At 52.5% G+C, this 22034-nt stretch carries 22 protein-coding genes; 15 read left to right on the forward strand and 7 right to left on the reverse strand.

Annotation, left to right across the window (positions count from 1 at the left end; all coding sequences use genetic code 11):
* Positions 1 to 4 precede the first annotated feature (4 nt).
* Positions 5 to 631, reverse strand: coding sequence for a cytochrome c oxidase subunit 3 (locus tag BD749_RS03480; RefSeq protein ID WP_101442971.1), 627 nt, complete (start codon positions 629 to 631; stop codon positions 5 to 7).
* Between the two features lie 294 nt (positions 632 to 925).
* Between BD749_RS03480 and BD749_RS03485 the strand changes: the two genes are divergently transcribed.
* The 10 genes from BD749_RS03485 to BD749_RS03530 all read left to right on the forward strand — a co-directional run bounded on the left by BD749_RS03485 (position 926) and on the right by BD749_RS03530 (position 11884).
* Complete coding sequence (locus BD749_RS03485; RefSeq protein WP_101442972.1) at positions 926 to 1492, forward strand: hypothetical protein; 567 nt, start codon at positions 926 to 928, stop codon at positions 1490 to 1492.
* 10 nt (positions 1493 to 1502) lie between these two features.
* Complete coding sequence (locus tag BD749_RS03490; RefSeq protein WP_101442973.1) at positions 1503 to 3854, forward strand: patatin-like phospholipase family protein; 2352 nt, start codon at positions 1503 to 1505, stop codon at positions 3852 to 3854.
* A 112-nt stretch (positions 3855 to 3966) separates the two neighbouring features.
* Complete coding sequence (locus tag BD749_RS03495; RefSeq protein ID WP_101442974.1) at positions 3967 to 4461, forward strand: DUF4920 domain-containing protein; 495 nt, start codon at positions 3967 to 3969, stop codon at positions 4459 to 4461.
* 179 nt (positions 4462 to 4640) lie between these two features.
* A complete protein-coding gene (gene ligA / locus BD749_RS03500; protein WP_101442975.1) occupies positions 4641 to 6653 on the forward strand; it encodes an NAD-dependent DNA ligase LigA in 2013 nt (670 codons plus the stop codon).
* A gap of 397 nt (positions 6654 to 7050) precedes the next feature.
* A complete protein-coding gene (locus BD749_RS03505; protein ID WP_245868676.1) occupies positions 7051 to 8064 on the forward strand; it encodes a sensor histidine kinase in 1014 nt (337 codons plus the stop codon).
* A 4-nt stretch (positions 8065 to 8068) separates the two neighbouring features.
* On the forward strand, positions 8069 to 8803 hold the full coding sequence (locus BD749_RS03510; RefSeq protein ID WP_101442976.1) for a LytR/AlgR family response regulator transcription factor: 735 nt from the start codon (positions 8069 to 8071) through the stop codon (positions 8801 to 8803).
* Positions 8804 to 8961: 158 nt separating this feature from the next.
* Positions 8962 to 9831 carry a 4-hydroxy-tetrahydrodipicolinate synthase gene (gene dapA / locus BD749_RS03515; RefSeq protein WP_101442977.1) on the forward strand — a complete coding sequence of 290 codons (870 nt, stop codon included), beginning with the start codon at positions 8962 to 8964 and terminating at the stop codon, positions 9829 to 9831.
* Positions 9832 to 9958: 127 nt separating this feature from the next.
* Positions 9959 to 10852 (forward strand): hypothetical protein, encoded by an 894-nt coding sequence (locus BD749_RS03520; protein ID WP_101442978.1) that lies wholly within the window; start codon positions 9959 to 9961, stop codon positions 10850 to 10852.
* Between the two features lie 48 nt (positions 10853 to 10900).
* Entirely contained in the window at positions 10901 to 11404 is a 504-nt protein-coding gene (locus BD749_RS03525; RefSeq protein ID WP_101442979.1) for a hypothetical protein, read from the forward strand.
* Between the two features lie 9 nt (positions 11405 to 11413).
* Positions 11414 to 11884: a DUF421 domain-containing protein gene (locus BD749_RS03530; protein ID WP_101442980.1), complete on the forward strand. Its 471-nt coding sequence runs from the start codon at positions 11414 to 11416 to the stop codon at positions 11882 to 11884.
* A 52-nt stretch (positions 11885 to 11936) separates the two neighbouring features.
* Here the strand turns inward: BD749_RS03530 and BD749_RS03535 are convergent, their stop codons facing one another.
* The 3 genes from BD749_RS03535 to BD749_RS03545 all read right to left on the reverse strand — a co-directional run bounded on the left by BD749_RS03535 (position 11937) and on the right by BD749_RS03545 (position 13957).
* Positions 11937 to 12443, reverse strand: a complete 507-nt coding sequence (locus BD749_RS03535) for an SRPBCC family protein (protein WP_180336302.1) — start codon at positions 12441 to 12443, stop codon at positions 11937 to 11939.
* Between the two features lie 240 nt (positions 12444 to 12683).
* Positions 12684 to 13217 carry a hypothetical protein gene (locus BD749_RS03540; RefSeq protein WP_101442982.1) on the reverse strand — a complete coding sequence of 178 codons (534 nt, stop codon included), beginning with the start codon at positions 13215 to 13217 and terminating at the stop codon, positions 12684 to 12686.
* A gap of 65 nt (positions 13218 to 13282) precedes the next feature.
* Positions 13283 to 13957 (reverse strand): hypothetical protein, encoded by a 675-nt coding sequence (locus tag BD749_RS03545; protein WP_101442983.1) that lies wholly within the window; start codon positions 13955 to 13957, stop codon positions 13283 to 13285.
* 132 nt (positions 13958 to 14089) lie between these two features.
* Here BD749_RS03545 and BD749_RS03550 point away from each other — a divergent pair, with 132 nt between their 5' ends.
* The 4 genes from BD749_RS03550 (at position 14090) to BD749_RS03565 (ending at position 18028) form a co-directional block, all read left to right on the forward strand.
* The gene (locus BD749_RS03550; protein WP_101442984.1) at positions 14090 to 14761 is read left to right on the forward strand and encodes a hypothetical protein; all 672 of its coding nucleotides are present in this window, start codon (positions 14090 to 14092) and stop codon (positions 14759 to 14761) included.
* Positions 14762 to 14852: 91 nt separating this feature from the next.
* Complete coding sequence (locus BD749_RS03555) at positions 14853 to 15098, forward strand: hypothetical protein (protein ID WP_101442985.1); 246 nt, start codon at positions 14853 to 14855, stop codon at positions 15096 to 15098.
* A 180-nt stretch (positions 15099 to 15278) separates the two neighbouring features.
* Positions 15279 to 16658 carry an NAD(P)/FAD-dependent oxidoreductase gene (locus BD749_RS03560; RefSeq protein ID WP_101442986.1) on the forward strand — a complete coding sequence of 460 codons (1380 nt, stop codon included), beginning with the start codon at positions 15279 to 15281 and terminating at the stop codon, positions 16656 to 16658.
* Positions 16659 to 16672: 14 nt separating this feature from the next.
* Complete coding sequence (locus BD749_RS03565) at positions 16673 to 18028, forward strand: 4Fe-4S binding protein (protein ID WP_101443603.1); 1356 nt, start codon at positions 16673 to 16675, stop codon at positions 18026 to 18028.
* Between the two features lie 180 nt (positions 18029 to 18208).
* On the opposite strand, the gene BD749_RS03570 is transcribed toward BD749_RS03565, so the two are convergent.
* Positions 18209 to 18454, reverse strand: a complete 246-nt coding sequence (locus BD749_RS03570) for a hypothetical protein (protein ID WP_007652719.1) — start codon at positions 18452 to 18454, stop codon at positions 18209 to 18211.
* An 848-nt stretch (positions 18455 to 19302) separates the two neighbouring features.
* Between BD749_RS03570 and BD749_RS03575 the strand changes: the two genes are divergently transcribed.
* Positions 19303 to 19662, forward strand: a complete 360-nt coding sequence (locus BD749_RS03575) for an STAS domain-containing protein (protein WP_101442987.1) — start codon at positions 19303 to 19305, stop codon at positions 19660 to 19662.
* Between the two features lie 82 nt (positions 19663 to 19744).
* On the opposite strand, the gene BD749_RS03580 is transcribed toward BD749_RS03575, so the two are convergent.
* Both BD749_RS03580 and BD749_RS03585 read right to left on the reverse strand, forming a co-directional pair.
* Complete coding sequence (locus tag BD749_RS03580; RefSeq protein WP_101442988.1) at positions 19745 to 20902, reverse strand: iron-containing alcohol dehydrogenase; 1158 nt, start codon at positions 20900 to 20902, stop codon at positions 19745 to 19747.
* Positions 20903 to 20919: 17 nt separating this feature from the next.
* Positions 20920 to 21936, reverse strand: a complete 1017-nt coding sequence (locus tag BD749_RS03585) for an NADP-dependent oxidoreductase (RefSeq protein WP_101442989.1) — start codon at positions 21934 to 21936, stop codon at positions 20920 to 20922.
* Positions 21937 to 22034 lie beyond the last annotated feature (98 nt).

Consider the following 22034-nt stretch of genomic DNA (forward strand, 5'->3'; position numbering starts at 1 on the left):
GCGCTTAAGACATAAAGAGAATGACCAGGTATAGCGTGAGCCAAAGGGCTCCCAGAAAATGCCAATAGGTGTTAAGCATCGAGAGTTGCAGCCTGCGGTAGGGATCGCGGATAAAAATGAGGCTGCGCACTCCATCGTTGGCCATGTGTGCCGTTTTGATCAGCAGGAAAGCGAGAAAGATCATGCCACCCAACAGGTGTAGCAAATGCAGCGCCGTGATCAGGTATAGGTAACTACCCGAGGCTTTGCCGGTAAAGTAAGCCCCTGACTCTGTCAACTCCCGCCAACCCAGGATCTGGGCGCCGATAAAAGCCACCCCCAGCATAAACGTAAAGGCCAGATAGCGGGTCATTTTGCGGAGCTTGTCCTTTTTGTAAATGCGCGGCACCTTGCTGATGGTATAGCTGCTGAAAAGCAGAATAAGCGTACTGACACTGAAAAACCTGGGCAGCGAAAACTGCTCGCTGCCAAAACCTCCCGTGCGCACAAAGGCCACCACCAGCACAAAAAACAGGATGCCTATGCCTACCATGCTCAGGTATAGCAGCATCCGGATCGGATGCAGATGCTCTATCTTGCCAAACCCTGAGCCCTGGCGTGCGTCTACCTTATTCTTTCTGTCCTGGTTCATGTCGAGTTGTCTCCCCGAGCATTCCCGGCTTATGGCTGCGGGCCTCCTCTGTTCAATTTGGATTACAGGTAATTTATCTCTTTCTATATACCAACGAGAGGGGGTTATAGTTTTGAATATGCGCCACAAAAAATGAGATTTTGCTGTCTAATTGAAGCTTCGGAATAAGTTAAACCGGCACAATGCACAACACAGTCTGTCTTCCGGAAAATACAGGCGATAAAACCACGTGTGCCGCTTCACCTTTCACCCCTGATTTGCGTTTCAGGAGTATACGCTACTACATGCCCTGCTATGATAAAAATTCTACTACATGTTCTCCTCTGTTTCCTGGTTGCCCTGCCTTTGCAAGCGCAGCAGTACCGCATACCCTATACCGCCAACAACAGCGTGCAGATCAGCCTGGAGGGGGAACGCAGCACCTACGACTTCCAATCTACCAGAATGCTGATGCGCTACGACCAGAACACGCGCAAACTTGAGTGCCTGCTGCCCATTGATCACTTGCTGCCCGCCAACGACTCCAGCCCGGTGGCCATGGTGCAGGACATCTTTTTTGCTTCTCGTTATCCGGAGTTGTATATTGAGATCGAAGCCCCGGTGGAGCAGATCAATGCCGGAAACAGAAACCGCCAAACACTGAATAGCAGGGTCTTCATCAACATACAAGGTATCATTAAAGAAATGGTTGTGCCGGTTACGTTCACGCCAGATCGCAATACGATCACCTTCAGCACGAGCTTCGAACTGATGCTGCAGGATATGCGCCTGCGCGTACCTGCCCGCTATACCTCCAGGCTGACGGGGCGTATGCTGTTTACGATACACAGCGCGCGCTGGGCCGACCTGAGAAACCGTTAAAACACAAGCTATGCGCCTAGTGCAGGCTGCCCGCCATATTTTACCGGTGCAGGTATACAGAAGCGCCCTTCTATACCTGCTGTTACCCGTTCTGCTGCTAAGCGGAGCCCAGCCAAGCCATGCCCAGAAAGTAGCGCTCGTGCTCAGCGGCGGCGGGGCCAAAGGAATTGCGCACGTGGGTGTGCTGAAGGCGCTTGAGGAAAACAATATCCCCATCGACTACATTGTGGGCACCTCCATGGGAGGCATTGTGGGGGCGCTCTATGCGGCGGGCTACTCACCTGCCGAGATCGAGTACCTGATCCATACGGAGGCGTTTCAGGCGTGGGCAACCGGAAAACCAGAGCAGAACTATACCTACAACTTTGCCTCGCCCGACCCAAATCCTGCCCTGCTCAAGCTGCACGTGGCCCTCGACTCGGCTTTCCAGGCCAAACTGACCTCCAATCTGGTAAATGATGCTTCGCTTAATTTTGCATTGGCCCAGCTCCTCTCCCAGCCCGCTGCCCGCGCCGGTTACGACTTCGATAAGCTTATGGTGCCCTACCGCTGCGTAGCCGCCGATATCTTCACACAGCAACAGGTCATTCTCCGAAAAGGGCAGCTGGCCGATGCCGTGCGGGCCACGCTTACCGTGCCGCTTTTTTACAAACCTATCCGGATCGAGAAACGGTTACTTTTTGACGGCGGCCTTTACAACAATTTTCCTGTGGACGTGGCCCGCAGGGACTTTAATCCGGACATCATCATTGGGGTGAACGTGTCGTCAAAGACCTACAGTGAGTACCCTTATGACAAAGATGACTTTGACCTGGCCTATACCTTGCTATATGCCATGATGTCGAACTCTGACTCCACGGCGCTCTCCGAAAAAGACATCTACCTGCAGCCTGAACTGGGCAACCTTAATTCGCTCGATTTTAAAAACGTGGAGGACTTTTTTGCGGCGGGCTACAAGGAGGCAAGTGACAACATGGACCAGATGCTGCAGAAAATAAAGCGTCGGGTGAGCGCCGAGGAGCTGGGAACGAAGCGGGAAAAATTCAGGGCCGGATTTGAGCCGCACACCTTCCGGAATGTGGAGATACAGGGACTCAAACGGAATCAGCAGGAGTTTGTGGAGCGCTTTTTCCGAAGCTCGCAGGAAGACGGCTATACCATGCAGGATGTGAAGACGGGCTATTACCGACTGTCCGCCATTGACAATTTCCGAAACCTGTACCCGACTATGCGCTATAATACTCAGGCAAAGGCATATGACCTGCTGCTGAATGTAAAGAAGGAGGACGGCATTAAAATCGCGCTGGGCGGTGTGATCGCTTCCCGGCCTATCGATAATATCTACGCCGGTCTGGAGTACAGTGTGTTAGGCCGGCAGCTCCATACTTTTGCGGGCAGTTTTCAGACAGGCCGTTTTTACCAGGGGGCCCAGCTGCGCACGCGCATCGACGTGCCGGCCAGCCTGCCATACTACATAGAACCAGCTTTTACCTACAATCACTGGAATTTCCTTTCGACCACCGGGCTGCTGTTGGAGCGGAATAACCTGCCGCTACTGGAGCAGACCGACCGGAACTTTGCCCTTAACCTGGGCTTTACCAATACCTACAAGGGCAAGTTGGTGCTGAGCACGGCCTATGCGCAGCACATAGACAGGTATAGCAACCGCCTGGAGATTCAACGTTCCGACACCCTCGACCGCACCTCCGCAAGCGGCCTGACGGTGAGCGCCATTTTCAGGCGAGGGGGCCTTAACCGCAAGCAGTACGCCTCGGGCGGCCGTATGTTCACTGCTACGGGCCGCATGGTAAATACCAGTGAGCGGTATACGCCCGGTTCAACGGCGAACCAATCGCAGCACCTCTCTGAGCACCACAGTTGGTTTTATGGTCGGCTGCTGTATGAAAATTATGTTGGCAATGGCAGCCACCGCTTCGGATACCGATTGGAAGGCGTGATTTCGACGCAGCCATTTTTCAGCAACTACCGCTCTACCCTCACCATAGCGCCGGCCTTTCACCCGCTTCCGGATAGCCGCACGCTGTTTCTGGATCGCTTCCGGGCACACGAATTTGTGGCGGGAGGTGTGCAGTATGTCTACCTGCTCACACCCCGGCTGGAGGCACGCACCGAAGGCTACGTCTTTCAGCCTTACCGACCGATCCTGCAAAATGAAAACCAACAGGCCTACTATGGCAAAAAGCTATCGGGCACTGGGCTAGCCGCCACAGCAGCTGTTGTCTACCACGGCATCTTGGGCCCGGCCGCCCTGAGTCTCAACTACTACAACGACAAGTCAAAGGAATGGGGACTGTTGTTTCACATCGGATTTTTGCTATTCCAGAACAGGGCGCTGGAGTAGTTCGGTGCTGGAATTATACCTGTTTATAGGTGTATACCTGGTTTTCATCCTGGCACTTTTGCACTTACCTAATATTCTCTATATTTGGCCAATACAACCAACCTATACCTGTATGAAAAAACTATTTGCCTTGCTTTTCGTCGCTGCTGCGCTGCAGAGCTGCTCACAGAATAATGACACCACTGAAGCTCAGGAAAACACTGAAGCTGTGGCTGAAGCCGATGTATACGGTGCTTCCTTTGAAGAGCAGAACGTGTTGACTGCTAGCCAGCTGCAGGAGGCCGTAAAAGGAAACGACTCCATTGAGGCTACCGTTGCCGCTGAGATCGCACAGAGCTGCCAGTCAAAAGGATGCTGGATGGACGTGAAACTGGAGGATGGCAGCACCATGAAAGTAACCTTCCGTGACTATGGCTTCTTCTTGCCAGTGGAAGACCTTTCGGGCAAGACGGCGGTGTTTACAGGTATAGCCAGGCACGAGGTGATTTCGGTGGATGACCAACGCCACTTTGCCGAAGATGCAGGCAAGTCGGCCGAGGAGATTGCCGCTATTACAGAGCCCAAAGAAGAGCTGCGCTTTGTGGCCGACGGCGTGAAGCTGAAATAAGTATTGACACTATACCTATACCGAAGCGGCTGTTCCCAAAGGAGCAGCCGTTTTTTTATACCTGGCCGTATACGTTGTACCCTGCCGATTGCGCTTGTCAGGTAAGAGATTTTAAAGCCCACAGCACTTGGCGGCCTGCGCCTGGTTCTCTATTTTTACAGACCAAACAGAAATACCCTATGGCCACAGCACACGACCCGGCTTCTGAGATTCAGGAGCTCACCCAACGTATCAACTACCTCAATTACCAATATTACCAGAACAGCGTTTCGGAAGTAACAGACTACGAGTTCGACATGATGCTGGAGCGGCTTCAGCAACTGGAGCAGCAGCACCCGGAACTGCGCCAGCCAAACTCCCCTACCCAACGCGTGGGCGGCACCATCACCAAGAGTTTTAAGACGGTATACCATAAATACCCCATGCTTTCGCTGAGCAACACCTACTCCGAAGAAGACCTGCGCGAGTTTGACAAGCGTGTTCGCAAAGTGGTGGGCGATGAAGTAGAGTATGTATGCGAGCAGAAGTTCGACGGCGTGGCCATTAGCCTGACATACGAGAACGGTGAGTTTGTACAGGGCGCTACCCGTGGTGACGGCACGCGCGGCGACGACATTACAGCCAACGTGCGCACCATTCGCGACATTCCGCTGCAAGTACACGGCAATGACTTTCCGGCGAATTTTGAGGTGCGAGGGGAAGTTTTTCTGCCCTTGCAGGTATTTGAGCAACTTAACGCCGACCGCGAAGAGGCGGGCGAGCAGCTGCTGGCCAATCCCCGTAACGCCGCTTCGGGCACGCTCAAGCAGCAGGACTCAGCCATTGTGGCCAGCCGCAAACTGGGCTGCTTTTCCTACGGTTTCATGAGTTCGTCCAGTCCGTTCGACACGCACTCCGAGAGCCTGCAGGCCATCCAGAAATGGGGCTTTAAAGTTTCGGATACCTGGCGCAAGTGCAGCTCCATCGACTCGGTGCTAGACTACATCAACGAGTGGGAGCAAAAACGCCACGAACTGCCGATCGCAACCGACGGCGTGGTGGTGAAAGTGAACAGCTACGCCCTGCAGGAAGAACTGGGCTATACCGCCAAGAGTCCACGCTGGGCGATTGCGTACAAGTACCCGGCCATGAGCGCCATGAGCCGCCTGCTTGACATTCAGTACCAAATTGGACGGACCGGTGCGGTAACGCCTGTGGCCATTATGGAGCCGGTGCTGCTGGCTGGTACCGTGGTAAAGCGTGCCTCGGTGCACAACGCCAACGAGATTCAGCGCCTGGACCTGCGCTTAGGCGATGTTGTTTATGTGGAGAAAGGTGGCGAAATTATACCGAAGATCACGGGTGTGGACTTCAGCAAGCGCCCAGCCGACTCCATGCCGATCATTTACCCGACGCATTGCCCAGCCTGTGGCTCCGAGCTGGTGCGCAGCGAAGGCGAGGCGAACTTTTACTGCCCGAACGAGGAAGGCTGCGCTCCGCAGATACAGGCCAAGCTGGAGCACTTCATCTCCCGCAAAGCCATGAACATTGACGAGCTCGGCCCAAAAACCATCGAGCAGCTTTATAAGGCCGGATTTGTGCGTAATGTGGCCGACCTGTATGACATTAGCTTTGAGCAACTGGTGAACCTGGAGCGCATGGGCGAGAAGTCGGCCAATAACATCCTTAACAGCCTGGAAAAGTCGAAGCAGACGCCTTACGACCGTGTGCTGTTTGCGCTGGGTATACGCTACGTGGGTAGCACCGTAGCCAAAAAACTGGCTGAGCAGTTCTCCGATATCGAGGCGCTGCGTGGGGCTATGTATGAGGAGTTGATCGCTGTGAACGAGATTGGCGACCGCATCGCACAGTCCATTATCCAATACTTCAGCAGACCTGAGCACCAGGAACTGGTGGAGCGGCTCAAGGCAGCTGGTCTGCAGTTCAAGTCCGAAAACACTGCACCCGAGATGGAAAGCGATAAGCTGGAAGGAAAGACATTTGTGATCTCAGGCGTATTCGAGAGCGTGAGCCGCGACGAATTGCAGCGTATCATTGTCAGCCACGGTGGCAAGGTGGTCAGCTCCATTTCCGCTAAGCTCTCATACCTGGTGGCCGGCGATAAAATGGGTCCTTCGAAGCTTGAGAAAGCCACCAAACTTGGTATTACCATACTCTCTGAGGACGAGTTCCTGGGTATGGTGAGTCACTAAAAAATAAGCGCCGGACTGCAAAAGGCCGGCGCTTATCGATTTACAAACAAACAATAAAAACAATTAAACTCAGCGACAGGCCGCAAGGCCCATTAGCCCGGCACAGCTAAAGCGCCAGGCTGATGCTACAAATGGAGGCATTAAAACAGAGAAATAAAAATGAAATAGACGAACTGCTGAAAAGGATATACAAACAACCGTTTCGCTCCTTTTTTGGTTTGATCTTTTAAAATCCTGAATTAGTAGGGCTTGTTTGCCCTTCTGTATAGTATTGGCTTGTGTTCGCATGGAAGCGCCATAATATTGCGTAACTTCAGCAACAGACTTACGTCTTTTTTTGCTTTCATCACCTTTTACAAACACAGCTTTGAACTTAATCGCCCTACCACCCTATACCATGAAAAAGCGGTACAAATTAGCCATACATGTGGCAGCCTGGGTATTTTTCGGAGCTTGGATCTTCTACATTCAGTTTCAGCGCGGCCTTACCTTTAACAAGGCGGTTGACTCGTTGGTGGGATTAAGCTTTGCCATGATGATCTTTTACCTTAACTGGTATGTGCTTATACCCAGCTACCTAGCCAAGAACCGCATTTTTGCTTATCTGGGTGTCGTGCTCCTCACCCTTACAGCCGTGGCCCTGGTACGTTCCCCGCTCGACTTTTACGTGTTCCGGGAGTTCAACCCGGGTATGACCGTGCTCTACTCATCCGACCGCATACTCAATTATGTGCTGGCCGGTCTGATCGTGGTCTTCATCAGCTCGGCGCTGAAGGTAACGGGCAATTACATCCGGAATGAGCGAAGAAACAAGGAACTTGAAAACCAGAAACTGGCCGCTGAACTTAACTTCCTGAAGTCGCAGGTAAACCCGCATTTCCTCTTCAACACGCTCAACAACATTTACTCGCTCGCCTACAAGCAGTCCCCCGAAACGCCCGATGCCATTATGAAGCTCTCGCTTTTGATGCGCTACATGCTCTACGAGAGCAACGACACGCTGGTGAGTCTGGAAAAGGAAGTGGAGCACATCCAAAACTTTATTGACCTGCAGAAGCTGCGCCTGCGCGAGCAAACCAGCATCCGCCTGCACGTGGAAGGCGACCTGACCGGAAAGCAGATTGCCCCGATGCTACTGATGACACTCGTCGAAAACGCCTTTAAGCACGGACTGGTGAGCCGCAATGAGGTGGGTATTACGCTAAACCTGGTCGTGACGGACGATTGGCTGCAGTTTTCGACAGTGAACAACAGCAGCAGCCACAAAAAAAAGGACTTTGGCGGCATTGGTTTGCAAAATCTAAAGCAACGCCTTAACTTGCTCTACCCACAACGCCACGAACTGTATTTAGAAGAAAAAGAGGATACATTCTTTGCTTCGCTGAAACTGTACTTCCAACCAAAAAAATAAACCTATGACCATCCGCTGCCTTGCCGTTGACGACGAGCCACTTGCCCTCGATATTATTGAGAGTTACGTGAGCAAACTGCCTTTCCTGACACTCGTGAAAACGTGCTCCAGCGCCACGGAGGCCATGCAGGTCCTGCAGACAGAACAGGTGGATCTGATGTTTCTGGACATTGAAATGCCGGAGCTCACCGGAATACAGTTCCTGAATATTCTCAAGCACCAGCCGCTGATCATTTTCACAACGGCCTACCCGAACTATGCACTGGAAGGCTTCAACCACGACGCCGTGGACTACCTCCTAAAACCCATCCCCTTCGACCGTTTCCTGAAAGCTGTCACTAAGGCACAGGAGCGTTTGCAACGTAGTCATAAGCCACAGGAGGCGCCGGTTGCCGCCCCAGCCCCAGCAGCACCCGAGCTGGATTTCATGTTCGTGAAGGCTGACTACAAAACTGTGCGCGTCGACTTTGCCGACATCCTCTGGATCGAGGGTTTAAAGGATTACATCATCATCCAGACGAAAGACCAGAAGATCATCACGCTCCTGAGCATGAACAAAGCGATGGAAAAATTGCCTGAGTCGAGGTTCATGCGCGTACACCGCTCTTTTATCGTGGCTCTGCATAAGATCGACAGCATCGAGAAAGGCCGCATTCGCATCGGCAACAAGGAAATTCCCATCGGCGAGGTATACAAAGACCATTTTCTGCATTGGGTGGAGGAGAACAATATACAGTAGCCAGTTAACAGTGAGCAGTTATCAGTGACTTTTGGTTATTCTTCATTCATCTGTTATAACAATTGTTTACTGATCACTGATTATTGCTCACTGTTAACTGGCTTCCGTTTGCAGATTCCGCCGGATAATTCGAACTTCGCGCAATAGAAAAACAGCGCATGATACAAGATAGCTTAAAAGGAACGGGTGTTGCTCTGGTAACCCCTTTTGCCAGCAACCTGACCGTGGATTACGACGGCCTGCGTCAGTTGCTTGACTTTACCATAGAAGGTGGGGTGGAGTACCTGGTCGTGAACGGCACTACCGGCGAATCGGTGACGACTACTACGGAGGAGAAAGCCGAGATTCTGGCTTTCGTGAAGAAGCATGTGAACGGCCGCGTACCCTTGGTGTATGGCCTGGGCGGCAACAACACACAGCAAGTGCTCGACACATTACAGAAAACAGATCTGGAAGGTATAGCCGCGGTGCTTTCGGTGAGTCCTTACTATAATAAGCCTTCGCAACAGGGCATCATCCAGCACTATACTCTGATAGCCGACGCCTGCCCGGTGCCCGTGATCCTTTACAACGTGCCTGGCCGCACAGGCAGCAACATCGCCCCTGAAACTACGGTGCGTCTGGCTGCCCATCAAAACATCATCGGCATCAAAGAAGCCTCTGGCAACCTGGAGCAGTGCATGTACATTGCCAAGCACAAACCTGCCGACTTCCTGCTGATCAGCGGTGATGATATGCTGACACTGCCCATGATTACTTTCGGCGCTGTTGGGGTGATCTCGGTGCTGGCCAACGCTTTCCCGGAGAAGTTCAGCAACATGATCCGCCTGGGCTTGTCCAATCAGTTTAAAGAAGCGTCCGATCTGTTGTTTGATTTCGTGGACATCAACGCTATGATGTATGAAGAAGGCAATCCGGTGGGTGTGAAAGTACTTCTGGAGCGATTTGGCGTGTGTGGCGGCGCTGTTCGTCTTCCTTTGGTGGAGGCCTCTGCCGGACTTAAAGACAGAATTTTCAAGCAGCTCTAATTACCTGTTGTCAGGTATAGCAGCGGAAACAGGAAGGTTGGCAGGGGTCGACCTTCCTGTTTTTATTTGCTCTCCTGAAAGATATTTTCGCTATATTCGTTTTCCTTTATACTAATACCTTTGCACCATGCGTATACCTGCCCTCCTGTTTTTAGCCCTCTGCATGGCGGCCTGCAACAATTCCCCGGACCAGTCGCAAGCCAGCAAAACGGATCACGCGCATCTGGTTGAAACCGACACCAGTCTGGTGCACCATGCAGACTCGGCGGCCCTGCCCCCGGAGGACGAGTCGCAGCACTACGCTCCCGACACCACCGGCCTGAGCCCGGAGCCCGGCACCCCTGCTAAAATCATGATCGAGGGACGTTTTCACAAGCATGAGGTATGGCAGGGCGCGGAGCAAAAACCCTGGCTGGCCTTGGTTCAGGACGATAGCGTGTTCAGGCTAAAACCCAGCAGAATGCAGGTTACCACTTTTTTTGATCCGGTGTTTGACAAAGGTCGCCAGGTTCGCTCGGGCCGTGAAGTGCGGGGCGAGCACCCGCGTACGCTGCTCTTCACGACAGGTATAACCAGGCTGCAGGAAAGCGAAGTAGATACAGTCGGTTACCCCAACCAGGTAATTCTCCCCAATACTTCCATCGATCTCAAGTTCAAAGGCAAAACCTATACCCTGGCGGCAAGTGGCGACAGCATCCAACAGGAGGGCTCCGATTCCTACTCGGTACAGAACTACAAATGGACGGTGACAGGTATAAAAAACGGGCGCAAAGTGAGCCAGGAATTGGCCTCCGACGAAAATTTTGAGAGCGCCATCTACGTGCTCCTGTGGGCCGGCGACCTCGACCGCGACGGTATACCTGACCTGCTGGCCGATCTATCCAACCATTTCAACACATCCAACGTCACGCTTTTCCTTTCCTCGCTAGCCGACAAAGGCAAGCTCTATAAGAAAGTGGCCGCTTTTAAGACAGAAGCTTATCCCGCTGTGGTCACTCCCGACAGCCTGGCAAAACCATAAAATTGCCTGAGCGTTAAATACCTGCGAAAGCAAACGCAAGGTATAGCCGTGAAAAAACACAGGGGCGAACTCGAGATAGATGAGGACATTCAGTTAGAGAGCACCAACTGGAAGGTGCAGCGGGTAGCATGGGTGCTGATGTCGCTTTTTGTTTTGGCTGCATTGCTGGGCTTTACCGGCGACGGGGGCATTGGCAACTTCCAGAGCATAAAGGCTGGCGACAGCGCCGATGGACTTGAAGTGGAGTATGAGCGCTTTTTGAGGCGCAGCGCGCCCGCCGAAATAAAAGTCAGCCTGCAAGCCGCTCCCAGCGATACCCTCACGGATCTGCGCATCAGCAAAAATTTCTATGAGAAAATAAAAGTGGACCAGGTTGTGCCTGAGCCCGCTGAGGTCTATACCTCTGAAGAAGGCATTACCTACAGCTTTACAACTGACAAACAACCTTTTACCGTCACCTTCTACCTGACGCCCAAAGGCATGGGCTCCCTGCCTTTGCTCTTCTCGTCTTCCGAAAAGCAAGTTGCCATCACCCCTTTCATTTACCCCTAAGTATACGCTATGGAAACCGTAATCAGAGGATTGGTCCTGTATGTGTTCCTGATGATCATTTTCAGGATCAGTGGGAAAAGAACCCTGTATGAGGCCACCGTGTTCGACTTCGTGCTACTTCTCATCATTGCCGAAACGGCAGAACAGGCGCTTGTGGGCGATGACCACTCCATGATCAACAGCTTTGTGCTCATCATCACGCTGCTGCTGGCCGACATCAGCCTGTCGCTCCTGAAGCAGAAGTATAAAGCGTTCGGAAAGGTGCTGGATGGGGTGCCGGTGATCATTCTCGACGATGGCAAGGTGCTGCACGACCGGCTGAAAAAAGTGCGGGTAGACGAGGCAGATATCCTGGAGTCGGCGAGGGCGCTGCGAGGGCTCGAGCGACTGGACCAGATCAAGTACGCCATTCTGGAAAAAGACGGAAAGATTACCATTGTACCGAAAGAACCGGAACAACAGCCAATAGAAAAGGTATAGCTTCTGCGGCTATACCTTCAGGGGCAATTCTAATGGCAATGGGTCAAGGAACTTAGTTGTCCGTGAGTACATTTTTAGACTCCACTTCCTTTTTGATATTCGCGAGTCCGTCCTCAAACTCCTCTCCTACGGTACTGTCGATGAGCAAACCGGAGAATTTCCGGATCGGGTTGTCGCCCATGTATTTTTCTAAATGCCAGGTAAGCTTGGTCCCCTCCTCGGTCTCCTCCAGTGTAAAAGTGCTGTGCGCCTTGTCGCTTTTCTCAAACTCCAGGTCAGTTACCAGCTTTCTGGGAGGCTCCGCCGAAACGATCGTCACCGTTCCCTGCCCTACACTACGCCGCTGGCTGGTCCAGTTCAGGCTGGCTCCCACCGAAGGCCCTGCATAGCTCACTAGTTTACTTGCGTTGGAATGGCGGCCCGGGAGCCACTTTGGCCAGTTCCGCAAATCACTCAACTGCTCGTAGGTATCTTCCAAGGAGGCATTTACAATAATATGGCGCTGAATATGGATCTGGCGCGGCAGGCTAATGGAGATAATCCCTAGGATTGCTGCCAAGGTCACGAGACCTAATAAAATAGACCTGAATGGGCTCATGTACTATCGTTCGAACGTAAAATTTTATCAAATAGAATAAGGTCAATACAATTTTTAACTTCTCATCAAAAATGAAAAAAACCACAGCTGTTACGCTGTGGCCTTTCTCAGATGGAAATTCAATACTAATGTATAGTCCCTTATACGCAACCTTATAAAAAAGTATACAAGGGTTTAACATCATTTTTTGCGCCATTTTGGCTAGTATCTGCCGCTCTTGTCGCGCGAGCCGTAGTGGTCGTCGCCAAAGTCACGGAACTCGTCGGCATTGCCGTAGGACGCGTCGTGGCGATATCCGTGGTTGCCCCTGCTATCGAAGTTGCGGTACAGGTCGCCCTCCTCCGGATTGTCATAGTTCGGGTTGTAGCCGGTGCTGTAACGGTAGCGGGTTCGCTCGAAGCGGTCGGGGTTGTAAAACCGCGGATTGCCACGACTCACGCTACCCAGGTCGTTTTCGGTGCCGTGCGGCAGGCCGTATTCGTCGTGCCGCGGCACTCCGCTGTAGTTGTTGGTTTCGTAGGTCGTGTTGTAGAAGTCCTCCATGGTTCCGCGGTAGTCGCTCTCAGGCATGCGGCGCGATTCCTCATACCTTGCCCGGTACTGCCTTCCCGCCTCTTCATCTTCAGGTCGCCGGTTCCAGTCGGGGCGCTCGTTGCGATAGTATTGTTGGCGTGGCCATTCCTGTTCGTTGTGGCGGTTGTAGTCGCCTTCATCATAATCTCTGTAATCTCTCATTGTTCTATTCATTTGAAAAGGCAGCCGCGGAAGTGCTTTCTCCCGCGGCTGCCTGGTTATACATCTTAGTGTCGGTTGTGGCGGTCTTCGGAGCGCCGCTGCGGTCGCTTCTCCTGCCCCCAACGGTTGAGGTTGCTGTAGTAGCTGTCCTCGCCAAAGTGCTCACGCCCCTCGGTATGGTTTCGGCCGGCAAAGCCACCGCTGTAGTCGTTGTCATACATGCGGTTGCCCATTTCGTAGCGTCGGTAAGATTCGTAGTCGCCAATAGAGGAATGTCCCTGGAAATCGCGGTTGCCCCGACCTATCGTATGCCCAAAGCGCTCGTCCGCCATACCTGTGCGGGTCCAGGCATTGCCCGTGCGACGCATGTCTTCATAGTCACGGTTGCTGTAATCGGCCTGTGGGTCGTAGTGCCGGCCGGAGTTGTGTCCGTCATTCGGCACGTAGCTCATGCCATAGGGGTTGTCCTGCCCGCCGCTTCTGCGCGAAGCGAAATCTTCGCCGCTGTATTGTGCCCCACCGGGCTGAAAGCGCCCCTGCCGGGAGCCGTACGCGTGGTCTATGTTGGTATTGAAGGTTCTGGTGTCATAGTAATCGTCTTCCTGCCCGCCGTAGCCACTGTTAAAGCGCGAATCGACGGTGTAGTTGCCGCGGTCCGAGTTTTCGCCGTGGTGATGGCCATGCGCCCAGCGCGGCTCCATGTTACGATTCTCCCGGTTTTCTTCTCTGTTGTTTCTCATAGCGTTAAGTTTTATTTCCTACATAATCCAGCTACTGTTTACGGGCATGCGCTTGCTTAGGGTTAAGGAGAGCGCGTAAACTCACTGCCCGTTTGTTCGTTTATAGAGGATATACCAATTCAAGATAAAACTATGGACAGCTATAATAACAGGAACAACTGGCGCGATGATCGAGACGAACGCAGAGGCGAGGGTCGCCGCCTGGACGAATCGCAGTACCGTGGCGCCTACCGCCTGGATGAAGACGGAAGGTATAGCACCTATAACCGATCCCGCAAGGGCGACATGGCCAACGCAGGCCGCGACCGCCAGAATGAAAGCCAGGGAGGCGACTACGTATACCGCCGCAGCCGTAACCTACAGGACAACGACGGTTATACCGAGCGCCAGTACCAGCAAAGCTACCGCGGTGAGCAATCCCGACAGGAGGACTACAGCAATTTCGGAGGCCGCTACGGAGGAAGTGCAGGTATGCGCGATCAGCGCTCCGACTACAACGAGCGCGGTATGAGAGGCGGCAGGCAGTTTGGCGATACTTACGGCCGCCGAACCTCGGGCAACTTCGACGGCGATTACCACCCGGACAACTACCCGCAACGCCGTGGCGAAAACTACGGCAACATGGCCGGCTCTCTCAGCTATGGCTATGACGGCGATCGCAATTCCGATCCGGATTATAACCGGCGTTACAACCCACTGACAGGTGAGTTGCGCCAGCGACAAGGCAATTACGAGCAAGGTCAGTCGCGCCGCTACGGTCCACCGGACCGCACGGCTTCAAACCCGGATTACGACCGCTACTAAGGTATAGCGCACTTTCACCTCATCAGGAGCAGGTGCGCTATACCTTAGGTTAAATCAATACAGTTAAAACCAGAACTAAAACAGATTGAAAATGAACACAGATAAGAATAGAGACCAGAACAAAGATCAAAGTAAAAGCAATGTGAACGAGGGCAACAAAGTGCCTAACATTCACCCGACTGCCAGCAAAAATCCGTCGGAGCAGGTTGCACGCTCCGAAGAAAACGAACAGGCAGGCCGCAGCACGGGCAACGAGCCCCGCAGCGGAGGACGCCAGGGTGGCAAGAGCGTAGAAGACGGCGGGCAGGATGTCGGCAGCAGTGCCGGAAGCCGTTAATTTCTTTTTATACTTATACCAAGGAAGGCTGGGTATCTCCCGGCCTTCCTTTTTTCATGCTTACCCTATTATCCGTATCTTTGGCTATACCTGTCCTGCTGCTGCAATTCGAAATAACAGCTATAACAGAGGCAAGCAGGTATAGCGGCGAACTGAAAAAGGAACAAGCGGGGATCTTTAATGGATAAAATCAGCGAGAACGAGCACCTGGTCATCATCGGCAACGGCATTGCGGGCGTTACCCTGGCGCAGCGTGTGCGGCAGCAGAGCGATTGCCGCATCACGTTGGTGTCCGCCGAGTCGCGGCTGCACTTTTCCCGCACAGCCCTGATGTACGTGTACATGGGCCACATGCGCTTTCAGGACATTGTGCCCTACGCAGACTGGTATTGGCAGGAAAAGAAAATTGAGCTGGTGCATGACTACGTGGAGCGGGTAAAGACTTCCGAAAAACGGCTTGTTCTTCGCGACGGCGGCCCTTTGCCGTATGATAAACTGGTGCTGGCCACTGGCTCCCGCGCCTCCTACTATGACTGGCCCGGCCAAACCCTAAAGGGCGTGCAGGGACTTGTGTCGCTGCAGGATCTGGAGCTGATGGAAGCAAACACCGCATGTACACAGCAGGCTGTAATTGTAGGAGGAGGCCTGATCGGTGTGGAGATGGCCGAAATGCTCCGTAGCCGTGGCATTGCCGTAACCATGCTGATTCGCGATAAACTGTACTGGCACAATGTGCTGCCCGCCGAAGAGGCACAGCTTGTAACCAACCACATCCGGCAGCACGGCATTGAACTGTTGCTACAAGAAGAGCTGCAGGAGATTCTGGCCGATGACTCGGGTCGGGTGCGTGCCATCCGCACGCGCCGTGGGCAGGAGCTGACCTGCCAGTTTGTGGGCATCACCACAGGCGTGAAGCCCAATGTGGATTTTCTGAAAGACGCAGGTATAGCAATTGACCGGGGCATACTGGTAAACGAGTTTTTCGAGACCAGCCAGACGGATGTATATGCCATTAGCGACTGCGCCCAATTCCGTAATTCGGCGCCAGGTCAGCCGATGATGGAACAGCTCTGGTATACCGGCCGCCTGCATGCCGAGGCGCTGGCCGCTACCCTCCTCGGCAACCGGAAGCCTTACCAGCGTGGGCCCTGGTTCAACTCGGCCAAGTTCTTCGACATCGAGTACCAGACCTATGGCACTGTGCCTGCTCAATTCACGGAGCAGCACGCATCGCTTTACTGGCAGAACGAAGCGGCGACAAAGGCCATTCGCCTGCTCTATGACAAAGAGACGGCCAAGCTCTTAGGTATAAACCTGCTGGGCATCCGCTACCGCCACGACCTGTGCCACCACTGGCTGCAACAGGGCTATACCTTGCACCGGGTGGTGCAGGAGCTGCCGGCCGTTAACTTCGACCCGGAGTTTTTCCAGCGCTACGAAGAAGAACTTCTGCGCCAGTACTATACCCGTTTCCCGGAACAGCAACCACCTGTCAAGCACAGCAGTTGGTGGGATCTGCGTAAACAATTCGGTTTGTTCTCCAACTCTACTTCTTGCTAATTGCCAATTTTCAGATGCCTACTACCGTCATTTCACACCAAGCCGAAGCTCCTGTTAAAGAATCCCACCATGCCCTGAAGGTGGCAGGTCTGCTTCTGATCAGTATCGGGCTGCTAGGTATACTGGTGGCGAGTGTCGGCGCTGATTACATCTCTCCTGTGCTCACAGGTTTGGGCGGCACACTTGTACTGACAATGGGTGCCCTGCTCTACATCTGGCAAAGCCGCCAGTATAAATCTCCGGCTGAGCAGAACCAGGGGATGTGGCAACGTCAGGCTACTTCGCGCGGGGCGTCCGCCTGGGTCATTGGCTTCGTGCTTACAGGGTTTTATGTGCTGCTTTACTGGTTTCCGGACACGCTGCAGGGACTCATACAAGCCATGGAGCCCCTGAGCCAGTGGCTGCGCAACCGCCCGAGCGATCAGTGGTTTCTGTACGGCACCTTTTATACCCTGGCCGTGCTGGTCATGGGAGTTTATGCCTTGCTCAAGTACCGCACCAGCCGCTACCACATCATCCGGACCCTCTCAGTGATGTTCTTCCAATTGGGTTTTGCCTTTCTATTGCCAGGTTTGCTTTTGCTGTTCAATAAGCCGGAGTATTACTTCAGCTATTTCTGGCCGCTCAAATACGATTACCTTTTCCCGGGCACGGTGGATTACCTGATCCGCGACGGTGCTGCCTTGGGCGTGTTCATGGTGTTCTGGGGGGCGGTGTTTTCATTTCTGGCCACGCCGGTGCTCACCTACTTCTATGGCAAGCGCTGGTACTGCTCGTGGGTGTGCGGCTGCGGTGGGCTGGCCGAAACTGCCGGCGACCCCTACCGGCACCTCTCCGACAAAAGTCGCAAAGCCTGGCGCTGGGAAGTAGCCATCATCTACCCGATTCTGGGCTTTGTCATCCTCACAACGCTTTTTCTGTGGATCAACTCATGGAGCGAAGGGCGCTTGCTGGGTAACTTGTCGGGCGGCTTTGCCCAAACCTATGGCTTCTTTATCGGGGCGATGTTTTCAGGTGTGATCGGTGTGGGCTTTTATCCACTGATGGGAAACAGGGTGTGGTGCCGCTTTGGTTGCCCCATGGCTGCTTACCTGGGCCTTTTGCAAAAGTATTTCTCCCGCTTCCGCATTACAACCAACGGCGGACAGTGCATCTCCTGCGGCAACTGCTCTACTTACTGCGAAATGGGCATTGATGTGCGCTGGTATGCGCAGCAAGGCAAGCCGATCATCCGTGCATCGTGTGTGGGCTGCGGGATTTGTGCGCACGTTTGTCCGCGCGGTGTACTGAAATTGGAAAACGGCCCACAGGAAAACCGCTATGCTGGTTCCCCGCTCATCAGGCGAGACGATCTTCGGATCCTGAGCTAGTATTTATAAGCGGGGCGCTTGCTCTACCTCCTTCCTCACCTTGCGTAACAGCCCTGCCAACCATGGGGGATGCGTGAGTCTGCTTCAGTTAGGTATAAACGCATCGCGGGCACCTGCTTTTGACAAGTGCCCGCGATGCGTTTTAAGGTGACAGGTAAGCCAGGGCTATACCTGTAGGTACTACTGCAATTCTTCCTGCTCCATGTATTCCCACATGGCATCTTCGCTGGCACCGATCTTAGCCGCATAAAGCAGCATGGTGGTATACACAGCGATCAACAGAAAGCTAAGTGGAATAGAGAATACAAAAGACACAACGAGCGTCTTCACCGGATCAGGTTTCGTTTTCATTTTGGTAGATGCATACCAGAAGAAACAGATGTTAAAGATGCCGGCGAGCGCAATAAAATTGATAATATCTAACATTGGCTAAAAGTTAAATGTTGGTTTTGATTCTTCCCAAGAAGTGTAGCATTCGGTATATAAAGCCGATAAGCATACATTTTAGTTCAAATCAGGTTTGTGTTTTTGTTGTTAGGTATGAATTGCATATGCGTTTATAGTTAAACAGCATAGTGCAATTTAGGAGACATAAACTTAATTCACAATAATTGTTGTAAAAAATTTTAACAATATAATAATACTGCCCCAAAATGCCCTTTAAACAGCCTAAACGCAGCTAACCACCTGTTCAAATAACTCATAATTAATCACTTACCTTTCACACTCTGCTAACTTGATCAGTTCGAATCCAGAAAAAAATCAAGCGCATGCAGCGTATTTCCTTTGCTATTGGATTCTCACGCGCTTCAACCCCTCCCGACCATAAAACACCGGAAAGTACATGAGCTCGGCCCTGGCTGGGTGCACTGTGTTCTATGCTTCAATTACCAGTTGGCCTAAGCTTTTGTATCAAGCAAGTAATCAAAGCAGTCACCAAATCACCTACCGCTGTGCCTTTGCCAGCAACCAACTCTAATATGTCGCTATTCAACGAATACTTAAGTATATTACAAAAAATATTTATAAGATAAATCCAAATTTAAACCACTTAATCCACACGTAAACAAATGCCACCTTTTCTTAAAAGAACAGTCAATTAAACCATTAACTAAATTTATTGAAAACTAAATAACTATATACCAATCACACCGTACTTTAAAAATACAATACAAACACAATAGCTTGAACACAAATTTATAGTATTTAATAAAGGATTCCCCTGCTGTCACAGCACCCTCCTTTATATGTTAAATCTTTTAAGGGATGTCGCCATGGAAATTACCAACCACACCACGCACCAGAATCGCCATATCTTCTTTGTTAAGGGTCTTGTGAAACAGCAGGCACTCGATAGAATCCTTCAGGAAATTAGAGAAGCCCCCACAGGCAGCGCCAAAGAACTTTGGATCGACTGCTCGCACGTAGACCGCCTGCACCTGACCAATAGCAGCATCTGTTCTTTTGTGAGCGAGTTGCTCAAAATCCGCAAACAGGACGTGAAAGTTGTGCTCTGTGATATGAATGCCACCACCGAGCGCCTATTCCGCCTCCTGCGCCTCGATTCGCTTTTTGAAAAAGCCAATTCGTTTGAGGAAGCCCGGTTGGAGAAAAAAGCGCAAGCCGTGGCTTAAGCTTTGGTTTCTATACTTTTATAAACAAAAAAAGGCACGTATGATGCATACGTGCCCTTTTCTATACCTGCTTATACCTGCGCTACAGGCTCATGCGGAGGATCTGTTCCACATCCGCCACCTGTATGTCGGCCCGTTCGCCCAGGTTCTTCACACCGCGCTCCTCAAAGCGCCTCACAATTTCCTTTATGGTAGACTGGTTCACCTCGTAGTCTTTCAGTCTGGTGCGGATATCCAGCGATTCAAAGAAATTGACAGTGGCCTGCACAGTGGTTTCGATGCGCTCCTCTTCACTGCCTTCTGTCACGCCCCATACCCGCTCACCGTATTGTAGCAGCTTCTCCTTTTTAGTGTCGCGCTTGTAGCGCAGCAGCGAGGGCAGCACAATGGCCAGGGTGCGCGCATGGTCAATGCCATGCAGGGCGGTTAGTTCGTGGCCGATCATGTGGGTGGCCCAGTCGGTTGGCACCCCTACCCGGATTACACCATTCAGGGCCATGGTGGCGCACCACATAATATTGGCAGCCGTGTCGTAGTCGGTCGGGTTTTGCAAAGCTTTCGGCCCCTCCTCTTTTAGCGTAATCAGGATCGACTCGGCCAGGCGGTCCTGCAACGGTGCGTTCACCGGGTAGGTCAGGTACTGCTCCAGCACATGCGTAAAGGCGTCGACGATGCCGTTGCTGAGCTGGCGCAAAGGAAGCGAGAAGGTCGTCTCCGGATCGAGGATAGAGAACTTCGGAAACGTAAGCGGCGAACCAAACGACAGCTTTTGTTTCGTTTCTTCCCGCGTGATCACCGAGCCAGAGTTCATCTCAGAACCCGTCGCCGGTAGCGTCAGCACCGCCCCGAACGGGATGGCCTTGGTCACAGGCGCCTTTTCCGAGCAGATTTTCCAGGGATCGCCACCCTCGAAAGGTATAGCTGCCGCAATGAACTTAACGCCGTCGATGACAGAGCCGCCGCCTACGGCCAGAATGTAGTCTACCTGCTCTTGCTTCGACAGTTCCACGGCATGCATCAGCGTCTCGTAGCGCGGATTCGGCTCAATGCCCCCAAATTCTACTACTTTGTGGTTCTTCAGGGCGTCCAGCACCTGCTCGTATACCCCGTTCTTTTTGATGCTTCCGCCACCATAGGCCATCAGCACGCGCGCATCGGCTGGTACTTCGGTAGCAAGCGCAGCGATCTGCCCTTTGCCGAACAGGATTTTGACCGGGTTATAGAAAGTGAAATTGTTCATAAAAGTAAATGTGCTAATTAATGGGTGTTAATATCTGCCACTTTCACAAGCAGCTTGCCCGTGTTTTCACCTTTGAACAAGCCGAAGAAGGCCTGTGGCAGTTGATCGAAGCCCTCTACAATATGCTCTTCGTACTGCAATTTACCAGCTTTTAGCCAGCTTACCATCTCATTGGCCGCCTCCGGGAAGCGTGAGGCATAGTCGCTCACGATAAACCCTTTCATCAAAGCGCTCTTTTTCAGCAGGATGGGCTCTACCCGCGGACCGGTCGGAACAGTTGTGGCATTGTAAAGCGCGATCTGTCCACAAACCGCAATGCGGGCGAATTTGTTTAGCAGGCTGTACACGGCATCCGATATCCCGCCGCCCACATTGTCGAAGTAAATATCCACTCCGTTGGGGCAGGCAGCTGCTAAAGCCTTCCGCATATCAGAAGCAGTCTTATAGTTGATGGCCTCATCGAAACCTAGTTCGTTCATCAGATAGGCTGTTTTGTCTTCGGAGCCGGCTATACCTACCACACGGCAGCCTTTCAGTTTTGCGATCTGCCCCACTACGGTGCCCACCGCACCGGCCGCACCGGACACGACGACTGTTTCGCCTTCTTTGGGCTCACCAATATACAGTAAACCGCAGTAGGCCGTCATGCCTGGCATACCCAGTATACCCAGGTGATAGCTCAGCGGCGCCAGCTCCGTATCCAGCGGACGAAGGCCTTTGCCATCGGAGATGCTGTAGGTCTGCCACGGCAGGTTACCCAGCACCACGTCACCAGCCTTGAACTTGTCGTGGCGACTCTCCACTACCTCTGCCACCACGCCTCCTGCAATCGGCTCGTTCAGGTTATAGGGTGCCACATAGGATTTGGCGTCGCTCATGCGGCCGCGCATGTACGGGTCTACCGACACGTAGAGCGATTTCAGCAGGAGCTGCCCCTCCTGCAGGCCGGAAAGCTCTTCTTCGCTAAACTCAAAATTCTCTTCCGTAGGCATGCCCTGCGGACGGCTCTTCAATAAAATACTTCTGGTTTTCATAGGCTCTGTTTGTTATACCAATTTAGTGTATGCAAAACAGGGCCTACGGGTTATAGATAAATTGGCGACAGGCCCCAAACGAAAAAAGGATGGCAAGG

Origin of the sequence: Pontibacter ramchanderi (assembly GCF_002846395.1) — a bacterium.
Taxonomy (GTDB): domain Bacteria; phylum Bacteroidota; class Bacteroidia; order Cytophagales; family Hymenobacteraceae; genus Pontibacter; species Pontibacter ramchanderi.

Excerpts from the sequence above, each read along its gene's own strand:
- BD749_RS03585 (WP_101442989.1), bottom strand. The coding sequence starts at position 21,936 with ATGAAAACCAGAAGTATTTTATTGAAGAGCCGTCCGCAGGGCATGCCT.
- BD749_RS03555 (WP_101442985.1), top strand. The coding sequence starts at position 14,853 with ATGAACACAGATAAGAATAGAGACCAGAACAAAGATCAAAGTAAAAGC.
- BD749_RS03580 (WP_101442988.1), bottom strand. The coding sequence starts at position 20,902 with ATGAACAATTTCACTTTCTATAACCCGGTCAAAATCCTGTTCGGCAAA.
- BD749_RS03540 (WP_101442982.1), bottom strand. The coding sequence starts at position 13,217 with ATGAGAGATTACAGAGATTATGATGAAGGCGACTACAACCGCCACAAC.
- BD749_RS03575 (WP_101442987.1), top strand. The coding sequence starts at position 19,303 with ATGGAAATTACCAACCACACCACGCACCAGAATCGCCATATCTTCTTT.
- BD749_RS03485 (WP_101442972.1), top strand. The coding sequence starts at position 926 with ATGATAAAAATTCTACTACATGTTCTCCTCTGTTTCCTGGTTGCCCTG.
- BD749_RS03505 (WP_245868676.1), top strand. The coding sequence starts at position 7,051 with ATGAAAAAGCGGTACAAATTAGCCATACATGTGGCAGCCTGGGTATTT.
- BD749_RS03560 (WP_101442986.1), top strand. The coding sequence starts at position 15,279 with ATGGATAAAATCAGCGAGAACGAGCACCTGGTCATCATCGGCAACGGC.
- BD749_RS03545 (WP_101442983.1), bottom strand. The coding sequence starts at position 13,957 with ATGAGAAACAACAGAGAAGAAAACCGGGAGAATCGTAACATGGAGCCG.
- BD749_RS03565 (WP_101443603.1), top strand. The coding sequence starts at position 16,673 with ATGCCTACTACCGTCATTTCACACCAAGCCGAAGCTCCTGTTAAAGAA.
- BD749_RS03480 (WP_101442971.1), bottom strand. The coding sequence starts at position 631 with ATGAACCAGGACAGAAAGAATAAGGTAGACGCACGCCAGGGCTCAGGG.
- BD749_RS03550 (WP_101442984.1), top strand. The coding sequence starts at position 14,090 with ATGGACAGCTATAATAACAGGAACAACTGGCGCGATGATCGAGACGAA.
- ligA (WP_101442975.1), top strand. The coding sequence starts at position 4,641 with ATGGCCACAGCACACGACCCGGCTTCTGAGATTCAGGAGCTCACCCAA.
- BD749_RS03520 (WP_101442978.1), top strand. The coding sequence starts at position 9,959 with ATGCGTATACCTGCCCTCCTGTTTTTAGCCCTCTGCATGGCGGCCTGC.
- BD749_RS03490 (WP_101442973.1), top strand. The coding sequence starts at position 1,503 with ATGCGCCTAGTGCAGGCTGCCCGCCATATTTTACCGGTGCAGGTATAC.
- BD749_RS03530 (WP_101442980.1), top strand. The coding sequence starts at position 11,414 with ATGGAAACCGTAATCAGAGGATTGGTCCTGTATGTGTTCCTGATGATC.
- BD749_RS03495 (WP_101442974.1), top strand. The coding sequence starts at position 3,967 with ATGAAAAAACTATTTGCCTTGCTTTTCGTCGCTGCTGCGCTGCAGAGC.
- BD749_RS03570 (WP_007652719.1), bottom strand. The coding sequence starts at position 18,454 with ATGTTAGATATTATCAATTTTATTGCGCTCGCCGGCATCTTTAACATC.
- BD749_RS03510 (WP_101442976.1), top strand. The coding sequence starts at position 8,069 with ATGACCATCCGCTGCCTTGCCGTTGACGACGAGCCACTTGCCCTCGAT.
- dapA (WP_101442977.1), top strand. The coding sequence starts at position 8,962 with ATGATACAAGATAGCTTAAAAGGAACGGGTGTTGCTCTGGTAACCCCT.